This window comes from Actinosynnema sp. NPDC091369 (genome assembly GCF_044757065.1).
GTDB lineage: Bacteria > Actinomycetota > Actinomycetes > Mycobacteriales > Pseudonocardiaceae > Actinosynnema.
Genome location: NZ_JBIVUG010000002.1, coordinates 188,913 through 209,177, shown reverse-complemented (window position 1 = coordinate 209,177; position 20,265 = coordinate 188,913). Strand labels below are relative to the sequence as shown.

Genomic DNA, 20,265 nt, shown 5'->3' with positions numbered 1-20,265 from the left:
GGGTCACCTTCCCCTGGCGCGACGCCCCGGCCGTCTGATCCGCGTCACGCCACGGGCTGGTCCGGACGCCGCCGGATGCGGCGGGGCAGGCCGCCCAGCGCCAGCAGCACCACGACCGGCAAGCCGTAGAAGACCGCGACCTCCGCCGCCGCCGGGATCCGGCCCAGCACCAGCCACTGCGCCAAGCCCAGCACCGCGGTCAGGCTCGGCAGCAGCAGGATCAGCGCGGCCCGGCGGCCGACGCGCGACCCGGAGCCGCACGCCGCCAGCGTGCCGCCGACCAGCACGGCGAACCGCAGCACCTCGACCACCGGCTGGCGGTAGCCCAGCACACCCATCACCCCCGCCACGACGACCGTGACGGCCAGCACGACGATCCCCCGGCCGCCGATCAGCGCCCGGCCACGCGCCGGTCCCGGCGACCACGTCAGCGCGGCCGCGGTCAGCAGCCCCGTCAGCACCCACCCGGCATCCGTCCCGATCCACCAGCGCTGGAACGGCAGGAACACCGCGAGCAGCACGAAACCCGCCGTGGCCGACCACGCGAACAACGCGGCGGTGCGCCGCAACCCCCTCAGCACCAGCACGGCGACCACGCCCCAGAGGACCCACACCGGCGCGTCCGGGAACTGCTCCGCCCACGGCATCTCGGCCAGCGCGCCGGCCTTCACCCACCACGCGATCTCGTGCACGCCGTTCGTCGCGCCGGTCAGCAGCGCCACCGGGCCGAGCAGCGCGACGATCGCCAGCACGTCGCGCGGGTCGACACCGCCGTCGGCCGCCACCACCCGCCGCAGGTGCAGCCGCACCGCGGCCCACAGCAGGTCGAGCGACTCCCGCCGGGTCGGCCGGTCCCGGTCACCCGCCCCCGACAGCAGCACCGCCAGCATCTCGTCGCCGTGGCGCTCGCGGTGGTCGCGCGGGTACCACGACAGGAGCCGGCGGTAGCGCCGTTCCAGCCCGCTCACGCCACACCACCGGCCGGCCTGAGCCGCAGGCGGCGCTCCGCCGCCCGGGTGTGCGCCCGCATCCTCTGCACCTCGGTCTCCAGCCTGGCTGCCCCCTCGTCGGTCAGCCGGTAGTAGCGGCGGAGCCTGCCGTCGACGACCTGCTCCCGGTCGACCGCCACCCAGCCGTCCGCCGACAAGCGGTCCAGCGCGGTGTAGAGGGTGCCGGCGCGCAGCTTCACGCGACCGCCGGAGATCTCCTCGACGTCGAGCAGGATGCCGTAGCCGTGCTGCGGCCGGGCGGCCAGCGCCGTGAGGATCAGGAACGTCGGTTCCCGCAACGCCGCGTCGGTCATGCGTTCGGTATATACCGATCAACTGATTATGGCAAGCGCGGTCGCGGCCCGGCGGCCGTCAAACGGGTGACGTCGGGCGGACGTGTCGCGGCCGGGCGTTCCGAGTGCCATGTTGAGAGGCGACGTGGTGCGTGCACTCTGGCGGGGGGAGCGCGATGCGGAGGACGACGATCGTCCTGCTGTCGGTGGCAGGTCTGCTGGCGGGGTGCCTCGGGCAGAGCCGGGACGCCGACCCGGCGCGCAACGCCGACGCCAAGGACGTCACGTTGACCATCACGGCCAACGCGGTGGCCGGCGGCAAGAACGCGCGCGGCGCGGACTGGATCACCAACTGGGTGATCCCGCGGTTCACCGAGGCGCAGCGGGCCAAGGGCGTCACCGCCACCGTCCGGTTCGAGCAGAACGGGGCGGGCGACGAGGACTTCAAGACCAAGGTCGCGCTGGACCTCAAGACCGGTGGTGGCGGCGACGTCGTGGAGCTCGACGGCATCTGGCTCGGCGAGTTCGCCCAGGCGGGTCACGTCGAGCCGCTGGCCGAGGTGGTCGGCGCGGCCGAGGTCGACGCGTGGGACGGCTGGCAGCAGATCCCGGCCGCCGTGCAGCGGCTCGGCGAGTTCGACGGCAAGCGCTACGGCGTGCCGATGGGCACCGACGGCCGGGTGCTGTTCTACAACAAGCGCCTGTTCGCGCGGGTCGGCCTGCCCGTCGACTGGCAACCGCGCAGCTGGGACGACGTCCTCGACACCGCCGCGAAGCTGAAGGCGCTGCCGGGCGTCACGCCGATCCAGCTCAACGCGGGCACCGCGATGGGCGAGGCCACCACCATGCAGGGCGTGCTGCCCGCGCTGGCGGGCACCGGCGCGACCGTGCACGAGAACGGCAAGTGGCAGGGCGCGACGGCCGGCGTCGAGGAAGTCCTGTCGCTCTACCAGCGCATCTACCGCGACGGACTCGGCGACCCGGTCCTCCAGCAGGAGGCGAAGGGCCGGGACCGGTCGTTCGCGCTGTTCGCGGACAACAGGATCGGCATCCTCCTGGAGAGCGACTACTTCTGGCGGTCGGTGGTGGAGCCGCGCAACGGCGTGGCCAGGATGGCCGACCGGGACGCGGCCGTGGGCTGGGCGCTGATCCCGGCCCGGGTGCCGGGCAGCGGCGTCGGCGGCCAGGACTTCGTCAGCACGTCCGGCGGCGGCGTGCGGGTGATCAACCCGAACACGCGGTACCCGCGGCAGGCGTGGGAGCTGATGCGGTTCCTCAACTCCGCCGAGGCGGTCAAGGCCGCGCTGGCGGGCGGCGCGCAGGTCACCCAGCGCGCCGACGTGAACGACGAGGTGCTGGCGGGCGACCCGATGCTGAGCTTCGTCGCCGACCGCGTGCTGCCGATCACCCGGTACCGGCCGGGCCTCGCGGACTACCCCAAGGTGTCGGCCGCGTTGCAGCAGGCGACCGCCGACGTGGTGTCCGGCCGCAGCCCGGACGAGGCCGCGCGCGCCTACCACGAAGCGCTGGTGAAGGCGGTCGGCGAAGATGCCGTCGCGGGCGGCTGAGCGCGACCCGGCCGGGATCGGCACGGCGCGGGCCGTCGGGTTCGTCGCGCCGGCGTTGCTGCTGATCGGCGTGTTCCTGGTCTTCCCGGCGCTGTGGACGCTCTACATCGGGATCACCGACTACCAGCTCACCGGACCGGCCGCGGCCGAGCCGAGCGTGGTCGGGCTCGACAACTTCACCACCGCGCTGGCCGACCCGCTGTTCGGCAACTCGCTGTGGCTGACCGCGCTGTTCGTGCTCGGTTCCGCGGTCGTCGGGCAGAACGCGCTGGGCTTCGCGCTCGCCTGGCTGCTGCGCCGGGCCCGGCCGGGGCTGCGGCGCACCGTCGAGGCGTTCGTGCTGCTGGCGTGGATCCTGCCGGGGCCGGTGGTCGCCTACCTCTGGTTCGCGGTGCTGAGCCGGGACGGCGGCACGCTCGGCCTGCTGGTCGGCCGACCGGGGACGGCGTGGCTGGTCGAGTACCCGATGGCGAGCCTGGTCGTGTTCAACACCTGGCGCGGCACGGCGTTCTCCCTGCTGCTCTACAGCTCCGCGCTGGCCGCCGTGCCGCCGTCGCACCTGGAGACCGCCCGGCTCGCCGGCGCGACCGGGTGGCAGACCGTCCGGGACGCGGTGTTCCCGCACATCCGGGGGCACGTGCTGACCAACACGCTGCTCATCAGCCTGTGGACGGCGAACGACTTCACGCCGTTCCTGCTCACCGCGGGCGGGCCGAACCACGAGTCGGAGGTGCTGCCCGTGCTGATCTACCGGCAGGCGCTGGAGAGCGGGCAGCTCGGGTACGCGTCGGCGATGTCGTCGCTGCTGCTGGTCGGGAACCTGGTGGTGGCGCTGGTGTACCTGCGGCTGCTGCGCAGGCGCGCGTGACGCCCGGGTGGGTGGTCCGCCGGATCGGCTTCTACGTGCTGGTCGCGGTGGTGCTGGCGTTCTTCGCGGTGCCGATGCTGTGGCTGGCGGGCGCGCCGTTCGACGCCCGGCCCGGCTTCGGCGTCCGGTGGCCGGAGTGGACGCTGTCGAACGTGCGGGCGACGTTCCGTCACCCGTTCGCGGTGCGGTCCCTGGTGAACTCGCTGGTGCTGTGCCTGGTCGCGACCGCGGTGACCACGACGTTCGCCGCGACGGCCGCGTACGCGCTGTCCCGCGTGCGCATCCCGGGCCGTGACGCGCTGCTGTACGTGCTGCTCCTGCTGTCCAGCGTGGTGACCGGCACCGCGGCCATGGTGCCGCTGTTCGTGCTGATGCTCCAGCTCGGGCTCATCGACTCGCGGTTCGGCACGGCGCTGGTCATCGCGGGCGGGATGCTGCCCGCCGCCATCTTCATCCTGAAGGACTTCGTGGACTCCGTGCCGCGCTCCTACGAGGAGTCCGCGCGGGTGTTCGGCGCTGCACCGCGGCAGGTGCTGGGCCACGTGGTGCTGCCGATCGCCCGGCCGGGCATCGCGACGATCCTGGTGTGGTCGTTCGTCAACGCGTGGGGCAACTTCCTGCTGCCGTTCCTGCTCCTGCGCGACGTCGGCAAGCAGCCCGCGGCGGTGCTGGTGCGGACGTTGCAGGACGAGGGCGGCAGCGCCGACCTGACCGTGATCCCGGTGTTCTCGCTGCTGTACTCGATCCCGGTCGTGGTGCTGTACCTGGTCGTCAGCCGGCGGTACGGGTTCCGATTCCACGGGGGCATCAAGAGCTGATGGCGGGCATCGGGATCAGCGGTCTGTCCACTGTGTACCCGAACGGGGTGCGCGCGGTGGACGGGCTGGACCTGGAGGTCGTGGACGGGGAGCTGTTCGCGCTGCTCGGGCCGTCCGGCTGCGGCAAGACCACGTTGCTGCGCACGATCGCGGGCCTGGAGCTGCCCGCGGCCGGCGCCGTGGCGATCGGGTCTCGGGACGTGACGCGGCTGCCGCCCGGGCGGCGCGGGGTGGCGATGGTGTTCCAGGACTACGCGTTGTTCCCGCACATGACCGTGGCGGAGAACATCGCCTACCCGCTGCGCGTGCGCCGCGAGACGAGGGCGCGCCAACGGGACGCGGCGGCCGACGTGGCGCGCGGCCTGAGCCTGTCCGCCCTGCTCGACCGCAGGCCGGGGCAGCTGTCCGGCGGTCAGCAGCAACGCGCGGCGCTCGGCCGTGCCGTCGCGGCCGGGGCCGACGTGCTGCTGCTGGACGAGCCGCTGTCCAACCTGGACGCGCGGCTGCGGCTGGAGGCCAGGACGTTCCTCAAGCGGTTGCAGCACGACCTGGCCCTGACGACGGTGTTCGTGACGCACGACCAAGCCGAGGCGCTGGCGCTGGCCGACCGGATCGCGGTGATGGAGGCGGGGCGGATCCGGCAGCTGGGCACGCCGCGCGAGGTGTTCCAGCGGCCCGCCGACACGTTCGTGGCGAACTTCATCGGCTCCACCCCGATGAACCTGGTCGGGGGCCGGGTGCGCGGCGGTCACGTGGACTGCGCGGGCGCCCGGCTGCCGGGTCCGCCGGGACTGGCCGACGGCACGCCCGTCGTGGTGGGCGTGCGGCCGGAGTACCTGGCGGTGGCGGACCACGGCATCACGGGCCGGGTGTCGACGGTGGAGAACCTGGGCGTGTCGTCCCTGGTGACGCTCGACTGCCCGGACGGCACCCCGATCAGCCTCACCGTGCCGGAACAGGACGAGCCGGAGCTCGGCCGAACCCTGACCGTCGACGCCGCACCCGGCCGGCTGCTGTTCTACGACGCGGAGCACGGCCGGCTGCTCGACGGCTGAGCGCGTCGGACCGGGGTCGCGCGGCCGTCCGGTGCAACGCCGTTCGGGCAAGCGCACGACGCGGTAACGAGCCGTCGCGGGTGGTCGATCCCGGGGAGGTGAAGCGAATCCTCGCGGTGGTGTCCGCGCTCCTCCTCACCGGGTCGTTGGTGACCGGCACCGCGCACGCCGCACCCGTGCCCGGCGTCCGCACGCCCACCAACGGCGCAACGGTCGCCGTGGGCGAGCCGGTGCTGCTCGCCGGGATCGCCGTCAACGGCGAGTCCGGCGACGTCACCGGCGTCGACATCACCTTCGACGACGGCGCGACGTGGCTGCCGACCGAGCAGCAGGGCGAGCAGTGGCTGTACCGCCACACCCCGGCGGTGGCGGGCGCGGTCGCCTACCACCTGCGCGCGTCCAGCTCGGCGGGCGTCGGCCCGGTGGTCGGGCCGTTCGGGTTCTTCGCCGGCGGCTCGGCCGCGCCACCCGCCCTGCTGTGCTCGCGCTGCACGTTGGCCCTGCCGTGGCTGCCGAACCGGCCGGAACGCGACGACGCCGACGACGCCGCGGTGGAACTGGGCCTGCGGCTGCGCTTCGACCGCGCCGGGTACGTCGCCGGCGCGGTGGTCCACCGTGGCACGTACACCGGCCCGCTGACCGTGCACCTGTGGTCGGCGGACGGCACGCTGCTCGCGGAGGCCGGGTCCGCGGCCGACCGGGTCGTCAGCTCCGTGCGGTTCCCGGACCGCGTCCCGGTGGCGGCGGGGGAGGAGTACGTCGTCTCCTACTTCGCCCCGGAGGGCGGTTACGCGTCGACCGAGGACTACTTCACGGCAGCCTTGGTCGTCGCGCCCCACACCATGGCGCGGGGTGCCGGCGTCTACTCGTACGGCGGCGGTTTCCCCACGCAGACCTGGCACGACAGCAACTACTGGGTGCACCCGACGTTCGAGCTGGGCTGAGCCGGCGTCAGCGCACGCGGTCGTAGACGAGGGCCAGTTCGCCCAGCTCGCCGATCTCCTGGTGCGTGACGGCCCACTTCGAGCCCGGCAGGCCGTCGTCGAACAGGCGCGGCCCGCCGCCCTCGATCTCGGGGCAGATCATCAGGTAGAGCCGGTCGACCAGGTCCGCCGCCAGCAGCGGCTTGATGACGCTCGCGCTGCTGTTGACCAGGATCTCGCCGGTGCCGTCGGCCTTCAGCTCGGTGATGACGTCGGCGGTGGGCGCGTTCACCACGCGGGCGCGTTCCCACGGCGCTTCGGCCAGGGTGGTCGACAGGACCACCTTCTCCACGTCCACCAGCCACTTCGCGTACCCGCGGTCACGCGGGTCGGCGTTGTCGTCGGCGGCGACCGAGGGCCAGAAGCCCAGGAAGCCCTCGGCGTTGCGCCGGCCGAGCACCGCCGTGGTCGCGTGCTCCCAGATGCGGGTGAGGTGGCCGCGCGCGACGTCGGTCATCGCGTACGGGACGATCGCGCCGAGGTCGCCGGGCCCGCCGGGGCCGTGGTAGCGGCCGTCGAGGGTGAGGCTGATGTTGGCGGTGACCTTGCGGCCGGTCGGGTTCGTCATGATCGATTCTCCTTCGCGGGTGCTGCTTCGGTGGTGCGGGTGGAGGTGACGGCGGCGGCGAGGTGGTCGAGCACCTGGCCCCAGCCGGTGCCGATGCCGGCGATGTGGGGAGCGGCCTCGACGGTCGTCCCGGTGATGCGCAGGTCGAGCCGCAGCCGGGTGCCGTCCGCCGCCTCGGCCAGCGCCACGTCGTAGTGGCCGGTGAACGAGACCGCGCCCGCCGCGTCCAGCACCGAGAGGTCGAACACGAGCCGCTCGGGTTCCGCGGCGGCGTGCACGACACCCTCGGAGCGGTACCGCCCTTCGGCGTCGCGGTACTCGAGGACGGCGCGCCCGCCCGGTCGCGGCTCGACGACGCACTCGCTGACCGTCATCGACGTCGGCGCCCACCAGGACGCCAGCAGGTCGGCGTCGACCCAGTGCCGCCACACGACGTCCGGGGACGCGGCCAGGAGGCGGTCGAACGAGAACGTGCGCCCGTCCGCCCACCGGTCGCGGTCCGCGGCCGCGGTCTCCGCCTCGATGGCGGCGCGGTACCGCGCGATGACGTCCCGCTCGCCCTCGTGCGCCTCGCCGGCCTCGACCAGCTCCCGCAGCCGCTGCGCGAGAGCAGACAGGGGCGCGGTGTCCACGGCGTAGACCCGGCGCTGCCCGAGCGGCGTGACGGTGACGAGGCCGGCGCGGGCGAGGGTCTGGAGGTGCTTGGTGGTCTGGGGTTGGCGGGAGCCGGTCAACTCGGCCAGCTCGCCCACCGAGCGCGGCCGCTCGGCGAGGAGTTCCAGGATGCGCCACCGCGCGGCGTCTCCCAGTGCTGATGCGATCCGGTCCATGCGGCGAAGTATTCACTGCTGAGAATATTCGTGTCAAGGAATATCTTGGGTCGGTTCGGCGTGGTCGTGCCCAGGCCGGTTCGAGCCCCGCGCCGGGGGGGAAATACTCATGCGGTCGCGCCGCCGACGTGGATAACGTGGCGGACATGGGCCTACTGCCGCGCGTCACGTCGATCGCCTGCCTGGGCCTGCTGCTCGCGTCGTGCGGTCTCCTGGGCGAGTCCGCCCCGGGCGACTCGCAGACGGATCGGCAGTCCACGACCCTGGCCGACGCGATCAGCCACCCGCGGCAGCCGGACGCGGCCGGCCTCGCCCGCGCCGCGCTGGCCACGCCGCTCGGCGAGTCGCCGGGCTTCAGCGTGCTGGTGGCCGAGGACCTGCCCCACGAGTCTCCCGAAGAACCGATGGCCCACCTGGTCTGGCGCATCCACGTCGGCGCGGTCGACTCGGGCTGGAAGCAGACCCCGGCGTTCGACGCCTGCTACGACGTCGAGTTCACCTACTACGGCCCCGCGGGGCGGCCGTCCCGGGTCTCCTGCCCGGACGACGCGACGCCGATCACGCCGCCGCCCCTGCCCGACCGGACCATCCCGCCGGAGTTCACCCCGGCCCTGGAAGCCACTCTCGGCGCGCTGCCCGCGACCCCCGGCGAGGCGGAGGTGCACGACGCCCTGGCGGCCGCCCTGCCCGCACCGGCGGTCGACCCGGAGACCGCGCTCGCGGGCATCCCGCCGCAGGTGAGCGTGCAGGTCCGGGGCTCCGACGTCGGTGTGGCGCTGTTCGCGCGCACCGGCGGCGACGGCAAGGACTGCGTGCTGGGCCGTCGCCTCGGCGGTGAGGTCCGGGTGTGGTCGCTCAACTGGCGCGACCTGGGGCCGCTGGAGAAGCCGTGCACCCCGGAAGCCGCCCTGACCTCGTGACGGTCGCTCACCCGGCCGCGTCGGGGTGCGGCACGGGGCACTGGCCGCCCGGCGTGGTCGACAGCTCGAAGTGCCACATCTCGTTCGCGTAGGTCTGGCACTGGCCGTGTTCGGAGCACTTCGAGGTCGTCGCGGCGGAGGCGTTCCCCTCGTGCCGGACCTGATCACCATCCGCCGCTGACGCCCCGAGTGCCGAAGCCGCGCGGCCCGGACCGGTCACCGGGGCGTCGCCGCGCGAGGAGACCCCGCCACCTCGCGAGCACCCGCCGCACCGCGATCGTGTCGGGGTGCGCGAGTCCCAACACCCGGATCATGTCCTCCAGCAGCAGCTCCGCCGCCGCTGTCGAGCGGGTCAGGTCGGCGTCGTCTGCTGCCAGGACCAGCACCGACGCCCGGGTGTGGAGGGTGCCGGGGTGGTCGGGCCCCAGGACGCGGGCCTGGTCGGCGAGCAGGCGCTCGTACGCCGCGATCGCGCCGTCCCCTGTTCTCGCCTGCCACCAGACGACCTGCTGCCGGCTCTCGAGCGTGTCCGGGTGGTCGCGTCCCAGCACCCTGGTGCGATCGGCCAGGAGCCGTTCCGCCGCGGCGGCGCCGTCGGCGTCCCCGAGGTGCAGCGCCTGGTTGTGGCGAGCTCTGAACGTTCCGGGGTGGTCCGCGCCCAGGACGCTGGTGCAGTCGGCCACCAGCTCCTCGTAGGCCGCCGCCGCGCCCGCGGTGTCACCGGACTCGCCGCGCCAGTGCGCGAGGTGGTCGCGTGCCGTGAGGGTGTCGGGGTGTCCGGGGCCCAGCACCCGCGTCATGTCCACGAGCAGTTCTTCGAACTCGGCGACTACTCGTGCCGGGCCGTCCCTCTTCGCCCGGCACTGGGCCAGGTTGCTGCGGGTGATGAGCGTGTCGGGGTGGTCGGGGCCCAGCACCCGGGTGATGTCGGCCAGCAACTGCTCGGTCCGCGCCACGGCGGTGGGGTGCCCGGCCTGGCCGAGCCAGCGGGACAGCTTCACCCGGGTCACGAGCGCGTGCGGGTGGTCGGCGCCCAACGCCCGTGCTTCCACGGCCGCCAACTCCTCGAACGCCGCCACCGCGCCCAGGGCGTCGCCCGCTTCGCCGCGCCACGTGGCGAGGTTGGCGCGCGCCATGAACGCGTCGGGGTGGTCCGGTCCCAGCGTGCGGTCGATCTCGTGCACCATCTCCTCGACCGTCGCGGTCGCGCCGGCGAGGTCGCCGTTCTGGCCGAGCCAGAGCGCGAGGTTGGCACGAGCCGCGAGCGTGTGCGGGTGGTCGGACCCCAACGCGTCCAGGCAGTCGCGCAAGAGCTGCTCGGTCGCGGTCGCGGCACCCGCGAAGTCGCCCGCTTCCCCACGCCACTGCGCGATCTTGCCCCGCAGGGCGAGGGTGTCGGCGTGCCGGGCGCCCAGGTAGCGCTCGGCCTTGGTGTGCAACGCCGAGAAGTGGTCCCTCGCGTCGGCGACCGCCCCGGCCTGACCGAGGCTGTCGGCGGCCGTGAACAGCACCACCCGCGAGTCCGATGCCCACAGCGCGGTCTCGGCGACCGCCTCCAGCGCCGCGGTGTTGGCGCGCAGGGACGCCATCAGGTCCGCGTCGCGCGGGACGTCCGGCCACACCTCGTCCAGGGCTGCGGCGGCCACGTCGGCGACCTCGTGCAGCACCTGCTCCTCCGCCGCGAACGCCTCCCGCGCGGCGCGTTGCACCAAGGCGTGCATGCGCACCTCCCGGTGCGACGACGCGCGGTCCCAGGTGAGGAGGTTCAACCGGTGCAGGCACCACAGCGCGTCGCGGGTGTCGTCCGCGCTCACCTCGCGCCCCACCGCCCGGCTCAGGTGCCCGGTCACGGCGGCGGTGGCGAACAGCCCGGCCGGGATGCCCGCCGGGTCCAGCAGCGAGGCGACCCGCAGCACCGGCCCCGCCACGCCGACGGGGGCGAGCCCGTCGGCCAGCTCGACCGACAACGTCCAGGTCGCCGCGAGCACGTCGCGGTGGTCGTCGGTGAACTCGTCCGGCCTGGGCAGGACGTCCCGCAGCGTGCGCCGCCGGTCCGCCAGCCGCACCCGGTAGTCCGCGCAGGTCAGGTCGCGGTTCACCAGGTACGCCACGGCCTGGGCCAGGGCCAGCGGTATCCGTTCCAGGTCGTCGGCCAGCTCGTCCGCGCCCGGTGAGAGGTGGGGCGTCCGGGAGAGCTTCGCGCTGAGGTAGGCCGAGGCTTCCTCGGGGGTGAACACCTCGACCTCGATCAGCTCGCGGTCCGACCGCAGCAGGCTCGGGTCGCGCCGCCGGGTGGTGATCAGCACCCGGCCGCGCTCGGCGGCCGGCGGCCACAGCTCGTGCAGGTGCTCGGGGTGGCGGAGGTCGTCCAGCACGATCAGCCAGCGCTCGCCGGAGCCGGCCAGCCACTCGCGCAGCCGCAGCGCGGCCACCTCCGGGTGCGGGAAGTCGGTGCCCAGCACCCGGCTCGCGGCCTCCGCGTAGGACGACAGGACCGACTCGCGCGTGCTCGCCGAGACCCACATCGCCAGGCGCAGGTCGGGATCGGCCCAGCGCGCGGCGGCGTGGTGCGCGGCCAGCTGGGTCTTGCCCATGCCGCCGTTGCCGGACAGCACGAGCACCGCGCCTCCGTTGCGGTTCAGCAGCTCGGCCTGCTCCCGCGCCTGGAACCCGTCGGCGAGCATCGCCGGCACGCCGACGCGCACACCCGCGGTCCCGGTGGACCGGACCTCCGCCTCCCGGGACAACTCCACCAAGGCGTGCAGCACCGCGGCTTCCAGCTCGCCCGGCGAGGACACCGTCGCCACGGTCAGCCCGCTGTCCCGCAACCGCCGCCGGAACCGCTCCTGCCGGTCGCCGTGGTCGAGGTCCCGCAGCAACGCGGCCGGCCCCTCGGTGTCGTCACCGAGCAGGAACACCAGGCGCGGCAGGCCCGCCGCGCCGGCGGCCTCGAACTCCAGCTCGGTGTAGGAGACCTCCGGCCGGTCCGTGACCGGTGCGCCGTACCGGAATCCGGCCACCAGCACGTGCACGTCCGCGCCGGCGACGGCCTCGACGCACACCGACGCCGGCGCCCGGTCACGGGCCGGGAAGTACGCCATGTCCACCACGGCGTCACGGGCCTTCGCGACGGCCGACTCCACCGCGGCGACGAACGACCGGCCGGACGGGTGCGCGCGCAGCTCGGACGTGTGGCTGATGAACACCCGCCGAGCCGCCACCGGCACAACACCCCGCTCCACGACCGCCGCTACGGGGGATCATCCTCCTCCGCGAGGTCACGCCGAAGGGTTCACCCGGCCTGGCGGCTGAGCTGCTCCCACTTGGCGAGTTCGTCGGTCCGCGCCTGCGCCATCCGCGCGACCGCGTCGTAGGCCGAAGAGCCGAGGACCACCCGCTTCGGCGGTTCGGGCAGGTCGACCACGCGCAGCAGGACGTCGGCGGCCAGGCGCGGGTCGCAGTCCTCCGACTCGGCCCACAGCCCGTTCAGCCAGGTGCGCAGCGGTGCGTAGGCCGGGTTCTCCTCGGTCGTGGTCAGACCCCGGGTGAACAGGTCGGTGTGATACCCGCCCGGCTGCACGACGGTCACCTTGATGCCGAAGCGCTCCACCTCCATGGCCAGGGCCTCGGCCATGGCGTCGAGCGCGGCCTTGCCCGCGCTGTAGAGGCCGGTCGCCGCGAAACCGCCGGCCGACCCCATCGACGAGACCTGGACGACGTGGCCCGAGCCCTGCTCGCGCAGCAGCGGGACCACCGCCTGGCTCACCCACAGCGCGCCGAAGAAGTTGGTGTCCAGGTGGGCGCGGGCCTGCTCCTCGGTGATCTCCTCGACCATGCCCAGCACCACGCCGCCCGCGTTGTTGACCACGACGTCGAGCCGGCCGAACTCGGCGTGCGCCCGCCGCACCCCGGCGACGACCGCCCGCCGATCGGCGACGTCGAGCGGGAAGGCGACGAGCCGGCCCGCCGAGGCGGTGACCAGGTCGGCCAGCGGCGTGACGTCGCGGGCGACGCCGACGACCCGGTCGCCCGCCGCGAGCGCGGCCTCGGTGAACGCCCGGCCCAGGCCGCGGGAGGCGCCGGTGATGAGCCAGGTGCGGGGTTCGGCGTGATCGCGGGTCATGGTCTACCTCCGTCTGAGACGAGACGTCTCGTCTCGATCGAGGTGCACGGTAACCCGGGGTCGGAGCAGGAGTCAAGACGGACCGTCTCGTTCCCCAGTACAGTGCCCGCCATGGCCGCCAGCACCACGCCGAACAGCACCCGCCGCAGCGAGCGGTCCCGGGTCGCGATCCTGACCGCGACGCGCGAGCTGATCACCGAGGTCGGGTACGCGAAGCTGACGATCGAGGCCATCGCCGCCCGCGCGGGCGTCGGCAAGCAGACGATCTACCGCTGGTGGCCGTCCAAGGGCGCGGTCGTCTTCGACTCGCTGCTGGCGTTGAGCGAGTCGCCGGACGGCGGCATCGAGCTGCCGGACACCGGCGACCTCGAAGCCGACCTCAAAGCGGTCCTGCGCGCGACCGCGGCCGAGTTCTCCGACCCCGCGTTCGAGGCCCCGATCCGGGCGCTGAACACCGAGATCATCAACGATCCCGAGCTGGCCGAGGTCTACCGGGAGAAGATGGAGCGGCCGATCCGCGCGGCGAAGCTGCGCCGGTTGCGCAGCGCGCGGGACGCGGGACAGCTCGCCCACGACGCCGACCTCGACCTGCTGCTGGACCTGCTGTACGCGCCGCTGACCCAGCGGTGGCTGCTGCGGTCGGGTCCGCTGGACGACGCGTTCGCCGACGCGCTGGTCGAGGCCGCACTGCGCGCGTTCCGCCCCTGACCGGCGGCGATGTCGGGGAACGCGCGGACCCGCCGGAGATAATCCGGTGCGGCGGGTCCGCGGCTTGTCCTACCCTGGTCGACGTGATGCCGAACCTGTACTTCGTCTGAGGGACGACGCCTCCACCGGTACGCGCGAGTCGCGCTACCGGACTTCGTCCTTTGCAGCGCATCACTTCTCCTCGGAGGCAGTTCCTTCATGTCGTCCCAGCTTTCGCCTGCGCGCGTCCGCGCGGCGCACGTCCGCCTGTCCGACGTCCACCTCTCCTTCGGCGGTCGACCCGTGCTCGCCGGCGTCGACCTGGTCGCCGCCGCCGGTGACCGGGTCGCCGTGGTCGGCGAGAACGGCCGCGGCAAGACCTCCCTGCTCCGCGTCCTCGCGGGCGACCTGCCCGCCGACCGCGGTGACGTGCGCCGCGCGGGCTCGACCGGTGTGGCCGACCAGCAGATCCCGCTCGGCGACGCCGACACCGTCGGCGACCTGATCGACCTCGAACTGGCCGCCGTGCGCGCGGCCCTGGCCGACCTGGAACGCGCCTCGGACGGGCTCGCCGACGGCCGTCCCGGCGCGGACGACGCCTACGCCGCCGCCCTCGCCGAGGTCGAGGCGCTCGACGCGTGGGACGCCGACCGGCGGGTCGAGGTCTCGCTGGCCGCGCTGAACGCCGTGGCCGACCGCGAGCGGCCGCTCGGCACCCTCTCGGTGGGCCAGCGCCACCGCGTGCGGCTGGCGTGCCTGCTCGGGGCGGGGCACGCCGTGCTGCTGCTCGACGAGCCGACCAACCACCTCGACGCCGGCGGCCTCGCCCACCTCACCGGGCGGCTGCGCGCTCACCCGGGCGTGGTCGTGCTGGTCAGCCACGACCGGGCGCTGCTCGCCGACGTGGCCACGACGGTGGTCGACCTCGACCCGTCCAGCGACGGCCGGCCGAGGGTGTACGGCGGCGGCTACTCCGCGTACGTCGAGGCGCGCGGGGCCGAGCGGGCCCGGTGGGAGGCGCTGCACGCCGAGCAGGTGGCCGAGCGGCAGCGGCTGGCCGACGACCTGTCCGCGGCGCAGAACCGGCTGCGCGACAACTGGCGGCCCGACAAGGGGCACGGCAAGCACACGCGTGCCACCCGCGCGCCCGGCCTGGTCCGGGCCGTCCACCGGCGGCAGGAGGAGCTGAGCGCCCACGTGGTGGAGGTCCCACCGCCGCCGACCCGCTTCGCCATGCCGGAGCTGCCCGGTCACGTCGGCGCGACGGTGCTGCGCGCCGAGGGCGTGACGGTGGCCGGGAGGCTGGTCCGCCCGGTCGACGTGGCGCTGGACTCCGGTGACCGGCTGGTGGTCACCGGTCCGAACGGCGCGGGCAAGTCGACCCTGCTGGCGGTGCTGGCAGGCGTGCTGGAACCGGGCACGGGCACGGTCCGGCGCGCCCGGTCGGCGCGGGTCGGGCGGTTGGGCCAGGAGTCCGATCCGCACGGTCGGCGCACGGCGGCCCAGCTGTACGACGAACAGCTCGCGCGGACGGGCGCGCCGGGGCCCGGTCTGGCCGAGCTGGGCCTGCTCGACGGCTACGACCGGCGTCGCCCGGTGGCCGAGCTGTCGGTCGGCGCGCGCCGGCGGCTGGACCTGGCCCTCGTCCTGGCCGCCCGGCCGCACGTGCTGCTGCTGGACGAGCCGACGAACCACCTCTCGGCCGCACTGGTCGACGAGCTGACCGCCGCGCTCGACGCCACCCCGGCCGCCGTGGTGATCGCCACGCACGACCGGCAGCTGCTGCGCGACACGGGTTCCTGGCCGCGACTGGCCCTGTGACCCCGGTCGGGGGTGCCGGACAGCTCCCGGCACCCCCGACCGCCGCACGCGGCGTGGTTCCGTGAACGGTCCGATCGGTTGGCCGTAGTCGACGGGCGCCGGTGAGCGGGCCACCATGGGGGCGGGGCACGGGAGGAGCGTCCAATGGAGCCGGCACCGCGGATTCCCATGGCACGAGGTCGGCTGCCGCTCGTCGGGCACGCCTGGCCGATGATGCGCGACCCGCTGGGCTTCCTCGGCTCGCTGGCCGGCCAGGGTCCGCTGGTGCGCATCGCGTTCGGACCGGTCAAGGCGGTCGTGGTGTGCGACGCCGAGCTGGTGCAGCAGGTGTTCCGCGACGACCGCACGTTCGACAAGGGCGGGCCGTTCGCCGACCGCGTGCGGGAGGTGGTGGGCAACAACCTGTCCACCTGCCCGCACCACGAGCACCGCAGGCAGCGGCGGCTGCTCCAGCCCGCGTTCCACGTCGGCAGGTTCGACGCCTACGGGCGCACGATGGCCGCGCAGATCGCCGACCGGGTCGACTCGTGGCGCGACGGGCAGGTGCTCGACGTGCTCGCCGAGATGACCATGCTCACCACCAACGTGCTCACCGCGACGATGTTCTCCGACACCCTGTCGGCCGCCGACCTCGAGCAGTCGCAGCGAGACGCCGAGGTGCTGACGACGGACGTGTTGCAGCGCATGATGATGCCCCGCGCGATGACCAGGCTGCCGCTGCCGGTGAACCGGAGGTTCGAGCGCGCCCACACCAGGCTCAGGGGGATGGTCGAGGCGATCGTCGCGACGCGGCGGGCGGAGGGCGGCGACCGGGGCGACCTGCTGTCCGCGCTGCTCGCCGGGTACGACGAGGAGTCCACCGGCGTGGACCGCACGCTGTCCGACGAGGAGGTGGTGAACCAGATGCTCACCTTCCACCTCGCCGGCAGCGAGACGACCGCGGTCACGCTCACGTGGGCGCTGCACCTGCTCGCCCGCCACCCCGACCTCGAACGCCGCCTGCACGACGAGGTCGACGCCGTGCTGGCGGGCCGCACGGCCGGGCCCGAGGACCTGGCCGCGCTGGAGTTCACCGGCCGGGTCGTCACCGAGACGCTGCGCCTGCGCTCGCCGGTCTACGTCCTCACCCGCCAGGTCACCGCCGACACCGAGCTGGGCGGGCACCGGCTGCCCGCGGGCACGGTCGTGGCCTACAGCCCGTACCCCGTCCACCACAACCCGGACCTCTACCCGGACCCGCACCGCTTCGACCCGGATCGCTGGGACCCGGCCCGCAAACCGGCGCGCCACGCGTTCGTGCCGTTCTCCAACGGCGCGCGCAAGTGCATCGGCGACCGGTTCAGCCTGATGGAGGCGACGTTGGCGCTCGCGTCGATCGTCGCGCGCTGGCGGCTGGCGCACGTGCCGGGCGAGGAGGAGGTCCGGGCCGCCGCGGCGGCCGTGATCCGGCCCAAGCGGCTGCGGATGCGTGCCTCCGGTCGCCACGGGGGCTGATCGCGGGATCGTTACGCTGGCGCCGTGGTCCCCGATCTCGTCCTGTTGCCACGGGTGGCGTTCCGCGGCCGGGAGATCGCGGGTCCGCGGCTGCGGGACCTCCTGGCGCTGCTCGCCGTCGACCTGCGCACGGGCTGCGGCACCGGGCGGCTGGTCGAGGGGCTGTGGCCGGACGCGCGGCCGGAGCACCCGCCGAAGGCCGTGCAGGTCCTGGTCTCCCGGGTGCGGGCGCAGCTCGGCGCGGACGTCGTCGCGCGCACCCCGACCGGCTACCGGTTGACGTTGACCGAGGACCAGGTCGACAGCTCGGCCGTGCTGCTGCGGGCCGCGGCGGCCTCGCGGTGCGCGCAGGCGGGCGACCACGCCGCCGCGCTCTCGCACGCCGACGCGGGGCTGGCGCTGTGGGACGGCGTCGACCCGGACGCGACCGAGGACGGCCCGGTCGCCGCGTTGCGCGCGGAACGGCGGACGACGCAGCGCGTGTTGGTGCGGACCCGCGCGCTCGCCCTGGCGCGGCTGGACCGCCCGGCCGAGGCGGTGGAGCACCTGGTCGACCTGTCCGCCGAACGACCGCTCGACGACGAGGTGATGGCCGAGCTGCTGCGCTGCGAGGCGGCGACGGTCGGCCCGGCCGCCGCGCTGGCCCGGTACGAGGCCCACCGGCGGGCGCTGCGCGACGAGCTCGGCGCCGATCCCGGGCCGGCGCTGCGAGCCGTGCACCGACGCCTGCTGCTGGGCGTCGCGCCGGCGGTCCGCCACGGGGTCGTGCACGAGCCCAACCCGCTGCTCGGTCGGGACGACGACGTCGCCGCGGTCGAAGCGCTGCTGCGCACCTCCCGCGTGACGTCGATCGTCGGGCCGGGCGGTCTGGGCAAGACGCGCCTCGCGCACGCCGTCGCCCGCCGCGCCGAGGCTCCCGTCGTCGCCGTCGTGCCGCTGGCGGGCATCGCGTCCGACGACGACGTGGCCCGGGAGGTGGCGACGGTCCTCGGCGCGGGGAAGCACCGCACGCACGTCACGGTCGCCGATGACGTCGCCGCCATCGCGGCCGAGCTCGCGGGGCCGTCCCTGTTGGTGCTGGACAACTGCGAGCACGTCGTCACCGGGGTGGCCGACCTGGTCCGCGCCCTGGTGGCGACGACCGCGGAGCTGCGGGTCCTCACCACGGGCCGGACGCCGCTGGGGCTGTCGTCGGAGTCGGTCCACCCGCTGCCCGAGCTGAGCCCGGCGACGTGCGCCGAGCTGTTCGGGCAGCGGGCGCGGGCGGCGCGGCCTGGTGTCGACCTGCCCGCGGCGGCGGTGGCGGAGGTGTGCCGCCACCTCGACGGGCTGCCGCTCGCGGTCGAGCTGGCCGCCGCGCGGGTGCGGACCATGTCGGTGGCGGAGCTGGCGCGTCGGCTCGACGACCGGTTCGCGGTGCTGCGCGGCGGTTCCCGGGACGCGCCGCGACGGCACCACACGTTGCACGCGGTCGTGGACTGGAGCTGGAACCTGCTGGACCCGGCCGGTCGGGCGGCGATGCGCGCGCTGTCGGTGTTCCCCGACGGGTTCACCGCCGACGCCGCCCGCGTGCTGCTCGACGGGCTGCCCGCGCACGACGTGGACGTGGACGTGGTGCTGGAGCACCTGGTCGACCACTCGTTGCTCAAGGTGTCCGACACCCCTGCGGGCAGCCGGCTGCGGATGCTGGAGACGGTGCGCGAGTTCAGCGCCGCGCGCCTGGCGGCCGGTGCGGCCGAGGACGTCGCGACCGCGTTCCTGGGGTGGGCGCGGGCGTTCGGCGTGGCACACCACGACGAGCTGTTCGAGACGGACCCCTTCGACGCGGTCGACGCCGTCCACGCGGAACGGGAGAACCTGGTCCAAGCGCTCCGCCTGGCGCTGGGACGGGACGACCGGCCCACGGTGGCGGCGGTCGCCGCGGTCCTCGGCGCGCTGTGGACGGTCCGGTCCACCGCGTCACGGCTCGCGGCACTGGTCCGGCAGACGTCCTGGGCGCTGTCGCACCACCGGCCGGAGCCGGCGCTGGTCGAGGTGACCCGGACCGCGCTCACCGTGGCCGCGGGGCACGCGTTCAGCACGGAAGGGCCGCGCCCGGTGCGGGCGGTGGTCGCGTTGCGCCGCCTCGGCCCCGCCAGGCCGGACACGGTGATCCGGGCGATCGGCCGGGTGATCGGCGCGTCGGGCGATCCCGCGGAGCTGCAACGGTTGTGCGACAGCCCCGAACCGCTCGTGGCCGGCGTCGCGAACGTGCTCGCCGGCTACCACCGGGAGGGCGCGGGCGACGTCGAGGCGGCGCTGGCGTCGACCCGGCGTGCGCTGGCGGTGTTCACCGACCGCGGCCTGCCGTGGCTGCGCTCGATCACGCACGGCCGGGCCGCGGAGCTCTGCCTGCGCCTGGAGCGGGGCGCGCAGGCCCGTGACCACCTGGTGGCGGCGCTGCCGGTGCTCCAGCGGCTCGGCGCGCGGGCCGACGCGGCGGGCGTGCGGTCGTGGCTCGTGCTGGCCGCGCTCCAGGTCGGCGACACCGCCGAGGCGCAGCGGTGGCTGGACGGGCTCGCGCACGTCGTGCTGGACGAGGAGGAGGCCAAGTCGGTCGGCTACGACCTCGGCATCCGGGCCGAGTTGCGGTTCGCCCGCGGTGAGGCGGACCCGGGCCTGCGGCTGTGGCGCCGGGTGGTCGACCGGGTCCGCGACGCCGCCCTGACGTCCACGCGCCTGCCGCTCGACCTGGACCCGTGGGTGGTGGAGGCGCGTTCGGCGGCCGTCGTAGCCCACGCCCGGCACGACCGGCTCGACCTCGTCGCCGACACTGCCGAGGCCCTGCGCGACCCCCTGCGTCGCCTGCTGACCCACCCGCTGGTCAACCCGCCGCCTTACGTGGTCGAGCAGTCGTTGTGCGGGACCCTGCTGCTGGCCGTCGCCGTCGCGGACCTGGCCCGCGTTCGGCGGACCGGCGATCGGCCCCTCGCGCGGTCGGCGGCCCGGATGATCGCGCTGGCCGAGCGGTTCGGGTTCCTGCGCAACTTCCAGCCGACGATGGCGGGCGCGACGGCCAGGGCGGACGCCGTGCGCGCCGACCGCACGGCGTACGAGGAGGCGGTGCGCTCGTACGCCGCCTTGGACCGGGCGGGGCTGCGCTCCGCGGCACTGGGTCTGCTCGACGAGCGCCCCGCGGGTGAGGTGCGGGATGCGCCGGCACGGGCTCGGTGACCAGCAGCCGGGCCTGATGTGCCGTGCCCACACCG

Annotated in this window: 16 protein-coding genes; 10 read left to right on the top strand and 6 right to left on the bottom strand. The window is 74.6% G+C overall.

The features are described 5' to 3' along the window. Positions 1–44: 44 nt before the first annotated feature. Entirely contained in the window at positions 45–968 is a 924-nt protein-coding gene (locus ACIQMJ_RS09290; protein ID WP_499760446.1) for a hypothetical protein, read from the bottom strand. Further along, a complete protein-coding gene (locus tag ACIQMJ_RS09285) occupies positions 965–1,303 on the bottom strand; it encodes a PadR family transcriptional regulator (protein WP_499760445.1) in 339 nt (112 codons plus the stop codon). The genes ACIQMJ_RS09290 and ACIQMJ_RS09285 overlap by 4 nt, the downstream gene beginning before the upstream one ends. A gap of 155 nt (positions 1,304–1,458) precedes the next feature. On the opposite strand from ACIQMJ_RS09285, the gene ACIQMJ_RS09280 reads away from it, so the two are divergent. The 5 genes from ACIQMJ_RS09280 to ACIQMJ_RS09260 all read left to right on the top strand — a co-directional run bounded on the left by ACIQMJ_RS09280 (position 1,459) and on the right by ACIQMJ_RS09260 (position 6,535). Beyond that, positions 1,459–2,850 carry an extracellular solute-binding protein gene (locus tag ACIQMJ_RS09280; RefSeq protein ID WP_499760444.1) on the top strand — a complete coding sequence of 464 codons (1,392 nt, stop codon included), beginning with the start codon at positions 1,459–1,461 and terminating at the stop codon, positions 2,848–2,850. Then, positions 2,831–3,718 carry a carbohydrate ABC transporter permease gene (locus ACIQMJ_RS09275; RefSeq protein ID WP_499760443.1) on the top strand — a complete coding sequence of 296 codons (888 nt, stop codon included), beginning with the start codon at positions 2,831–2,833 and terminating at the stop codon, positions 3,716–3,718. The genes ACIQMJ_RS09280 and ACIQMJ_RS09275 overlap by 20 nt, the downstream gene beginning before the upstream one ends. After that, positions 3,715–4,536 carry a carbohydrate ABC transporter permease gene (locus tag ACIQMJ_RS09270; protein ID WP_499760442.1) on the top strand — a complete coding sequence of 274 codons (822 nt, stop codon included), beginning with the start codon at positions 3,715–3,717 and terminating at the stop codon, positions 4,534–4,536. Before ACIQMJ_RS09275 ends, ACIQMJ_RS09270 begins: the two co-directional genes overlap by 4 nt. After that, complete coding sequence (locus ACIQMJ_RS09265; RefSeq protein ID WP_499760441.1) at positions 4,536–5,591, top strand: ABC transporter ATP-binding protein; 1,056 nt, start codon at positions 4,536–4,538, stop codon at positions 5,589–5,591. Before ACIQMJ_RS09270 ends, ACIQMJ_RS09265 begins: the two co-directional genes overlap by 1 nt. Positions 5,592–5,710: 119 nt before the next feature. Beyond that, a complete protein-coding gene (locus tag ACIQMJ_RS09260) occupies positions 5,711–6,535 on the top strand; it encodes a DUF4082 domain-containing protein (RefSeq protein WP_499760440.1) in 825 nt (274 codons plus the stop codon). Between the two features lie 7 nt (positions 6,536–6,542). Here ACIQMJ_RS09260 and ACIQMJ_RS09255 read toward each other — a convergent pair whose 3' ends face one another. Beyond that, the gene (locus ACIQMJ_RS09255) at positions 6,543–7,142 is read right to left on the bottom strand and encodes a dihydrofolate reductase family protein (protein WP_499760439.1); all 600 of its coding nucleotides are present in this window, start codon (positions 7,140–7,142) and stop codon (positions 6,543–6,545) included. Then, positions 7,139–7,972, bottom strand: a complete 834-nt coding sequence (locus ACIQMJ_RS09250) for a metalloregulator ArsR/SmtB family transcription factor (protein WP_499760438.1) — start codon at positions 7,970–7,972, stop codon at positions 7,139–7,141. Before ACIQMJ_RS09250 ends, ACIQMJ_RS09255 begins: the two co-directional genes overlap by 4 nt. 146 nt (positions 7,973–8,118) lie before the next feature. On the opposite strand from ACIQMJ_RS09250, the gene ACIQMJ_RS09245 reads away from it, so the two are divergent. Next, positions 8,119–8,892: a hypothetical protein gene (locus ACIQMJ_RS09245; protein ID WP_499760437.1), complete on the top strand. Its 774-nt coding sequence runs from the start codon at positions 8,119–8,121 to the stop codon at positions 8,890–8,892. Positions 8,893–9,056: 164 nt separating this feature from the next. Here ACIQMJ_RS09245 and ACIQMJ_RS09240 read toward each other — a convergent pair whose 3' ends face one another. Both ACIQMJ_RS09240 and ACIQMJ_RS09235 read right to left on the bottom strand, forming a co-directional pair. Continuing rightward, on the bottom strand, positions 9,057–12,113 hold the full coding sequence (locus ACIQMJ_RS09240) for a tetratricopeptide repeat protein (RefSeq protein WP_499760436.1): 3,057 nt from the start codon (positions 12,111–12,113) through the stop codon (positions 9,057–9,059). Positions 12,114–12,184: 71 nt separating this feature from the next. Further along, positions 12,185–13,015 carry an SDR family NAD(P)-dependent oxidoreductase gene (locus tag ACIQMJ_RS09235; protein WP_499760435.1) on the bottom strand — a complete coding sequence of 277 codons (831 nt, stop codon included), beginning with the start codon at positions 13,013–13,015 and terminating at the stop codon, positions 12,185–12,187. A 111-nt stretch (positions 13,016–13,126) separates the two neighbouring features. Here ACIQMJ_RS09235 and ACIQMJ_RS09230 point away from each other — a divergent pair, with 111 nt between their 5' ends. The 4 genes from ACIQMJ_RS09230 (at position 13,127) to ACIQMJ_RS09215 (ending at position 20,230) form a co-directional block, all read left to right on the top strand. Beyond that, entirely contained in the window at positions 13,127–13,723 is a 597-nt protein-coding gene (locus tag ACIQMJ_RS09230) for a TetR/AcrR family transcriptional regulator (RefSeq protein ID WP_499760434.1), read from the top strand. Positions 13,724–13,921: 198 nt separating this feature from the next. Continuing rightward, on the top strand, positions 13,922–15,523 hold the full coding sequence (locus ACIQMJ_RS09225; protein ID WP_499760433.1) for an ABC-F family ATP-binding cassette domain-containing protein: 1,602 nt from the start codon (positions 13,922–13,924) through the stop codon (positions 15,521–15,523). A 168-nt stretch (positions 15,524–15,691) separates the two neighbouring features. Further along, the gene (locus ACIQMJ_RS09220; RefSeq protein ID WP_499760432.1) at positions 15,692–17,017 is read left to right on the top strand and encodes a cytochrome P450; all 1,326 of its coding nucleotides are present in this window, start codon (positions 15,692–15,694) and stop codon (positions 17,015–17,017) included. 24 nt (positions 17,018–17,041) lie between these two features. After that, the gene (locus ACIQMJ_RS09215) at positions 17,042–20,230 is read left to right on the top strand and encodes an ATP-binding protein (RefSeq protein ID WP_499760431.1); all 3,189 of its coding nucleotides are present in this window, start codon (positions 17,042–17,044) and stop codon (positions 20,228–20,230) included. Positions 20,231–20,265: the final 35 nt, after the last annotated feature.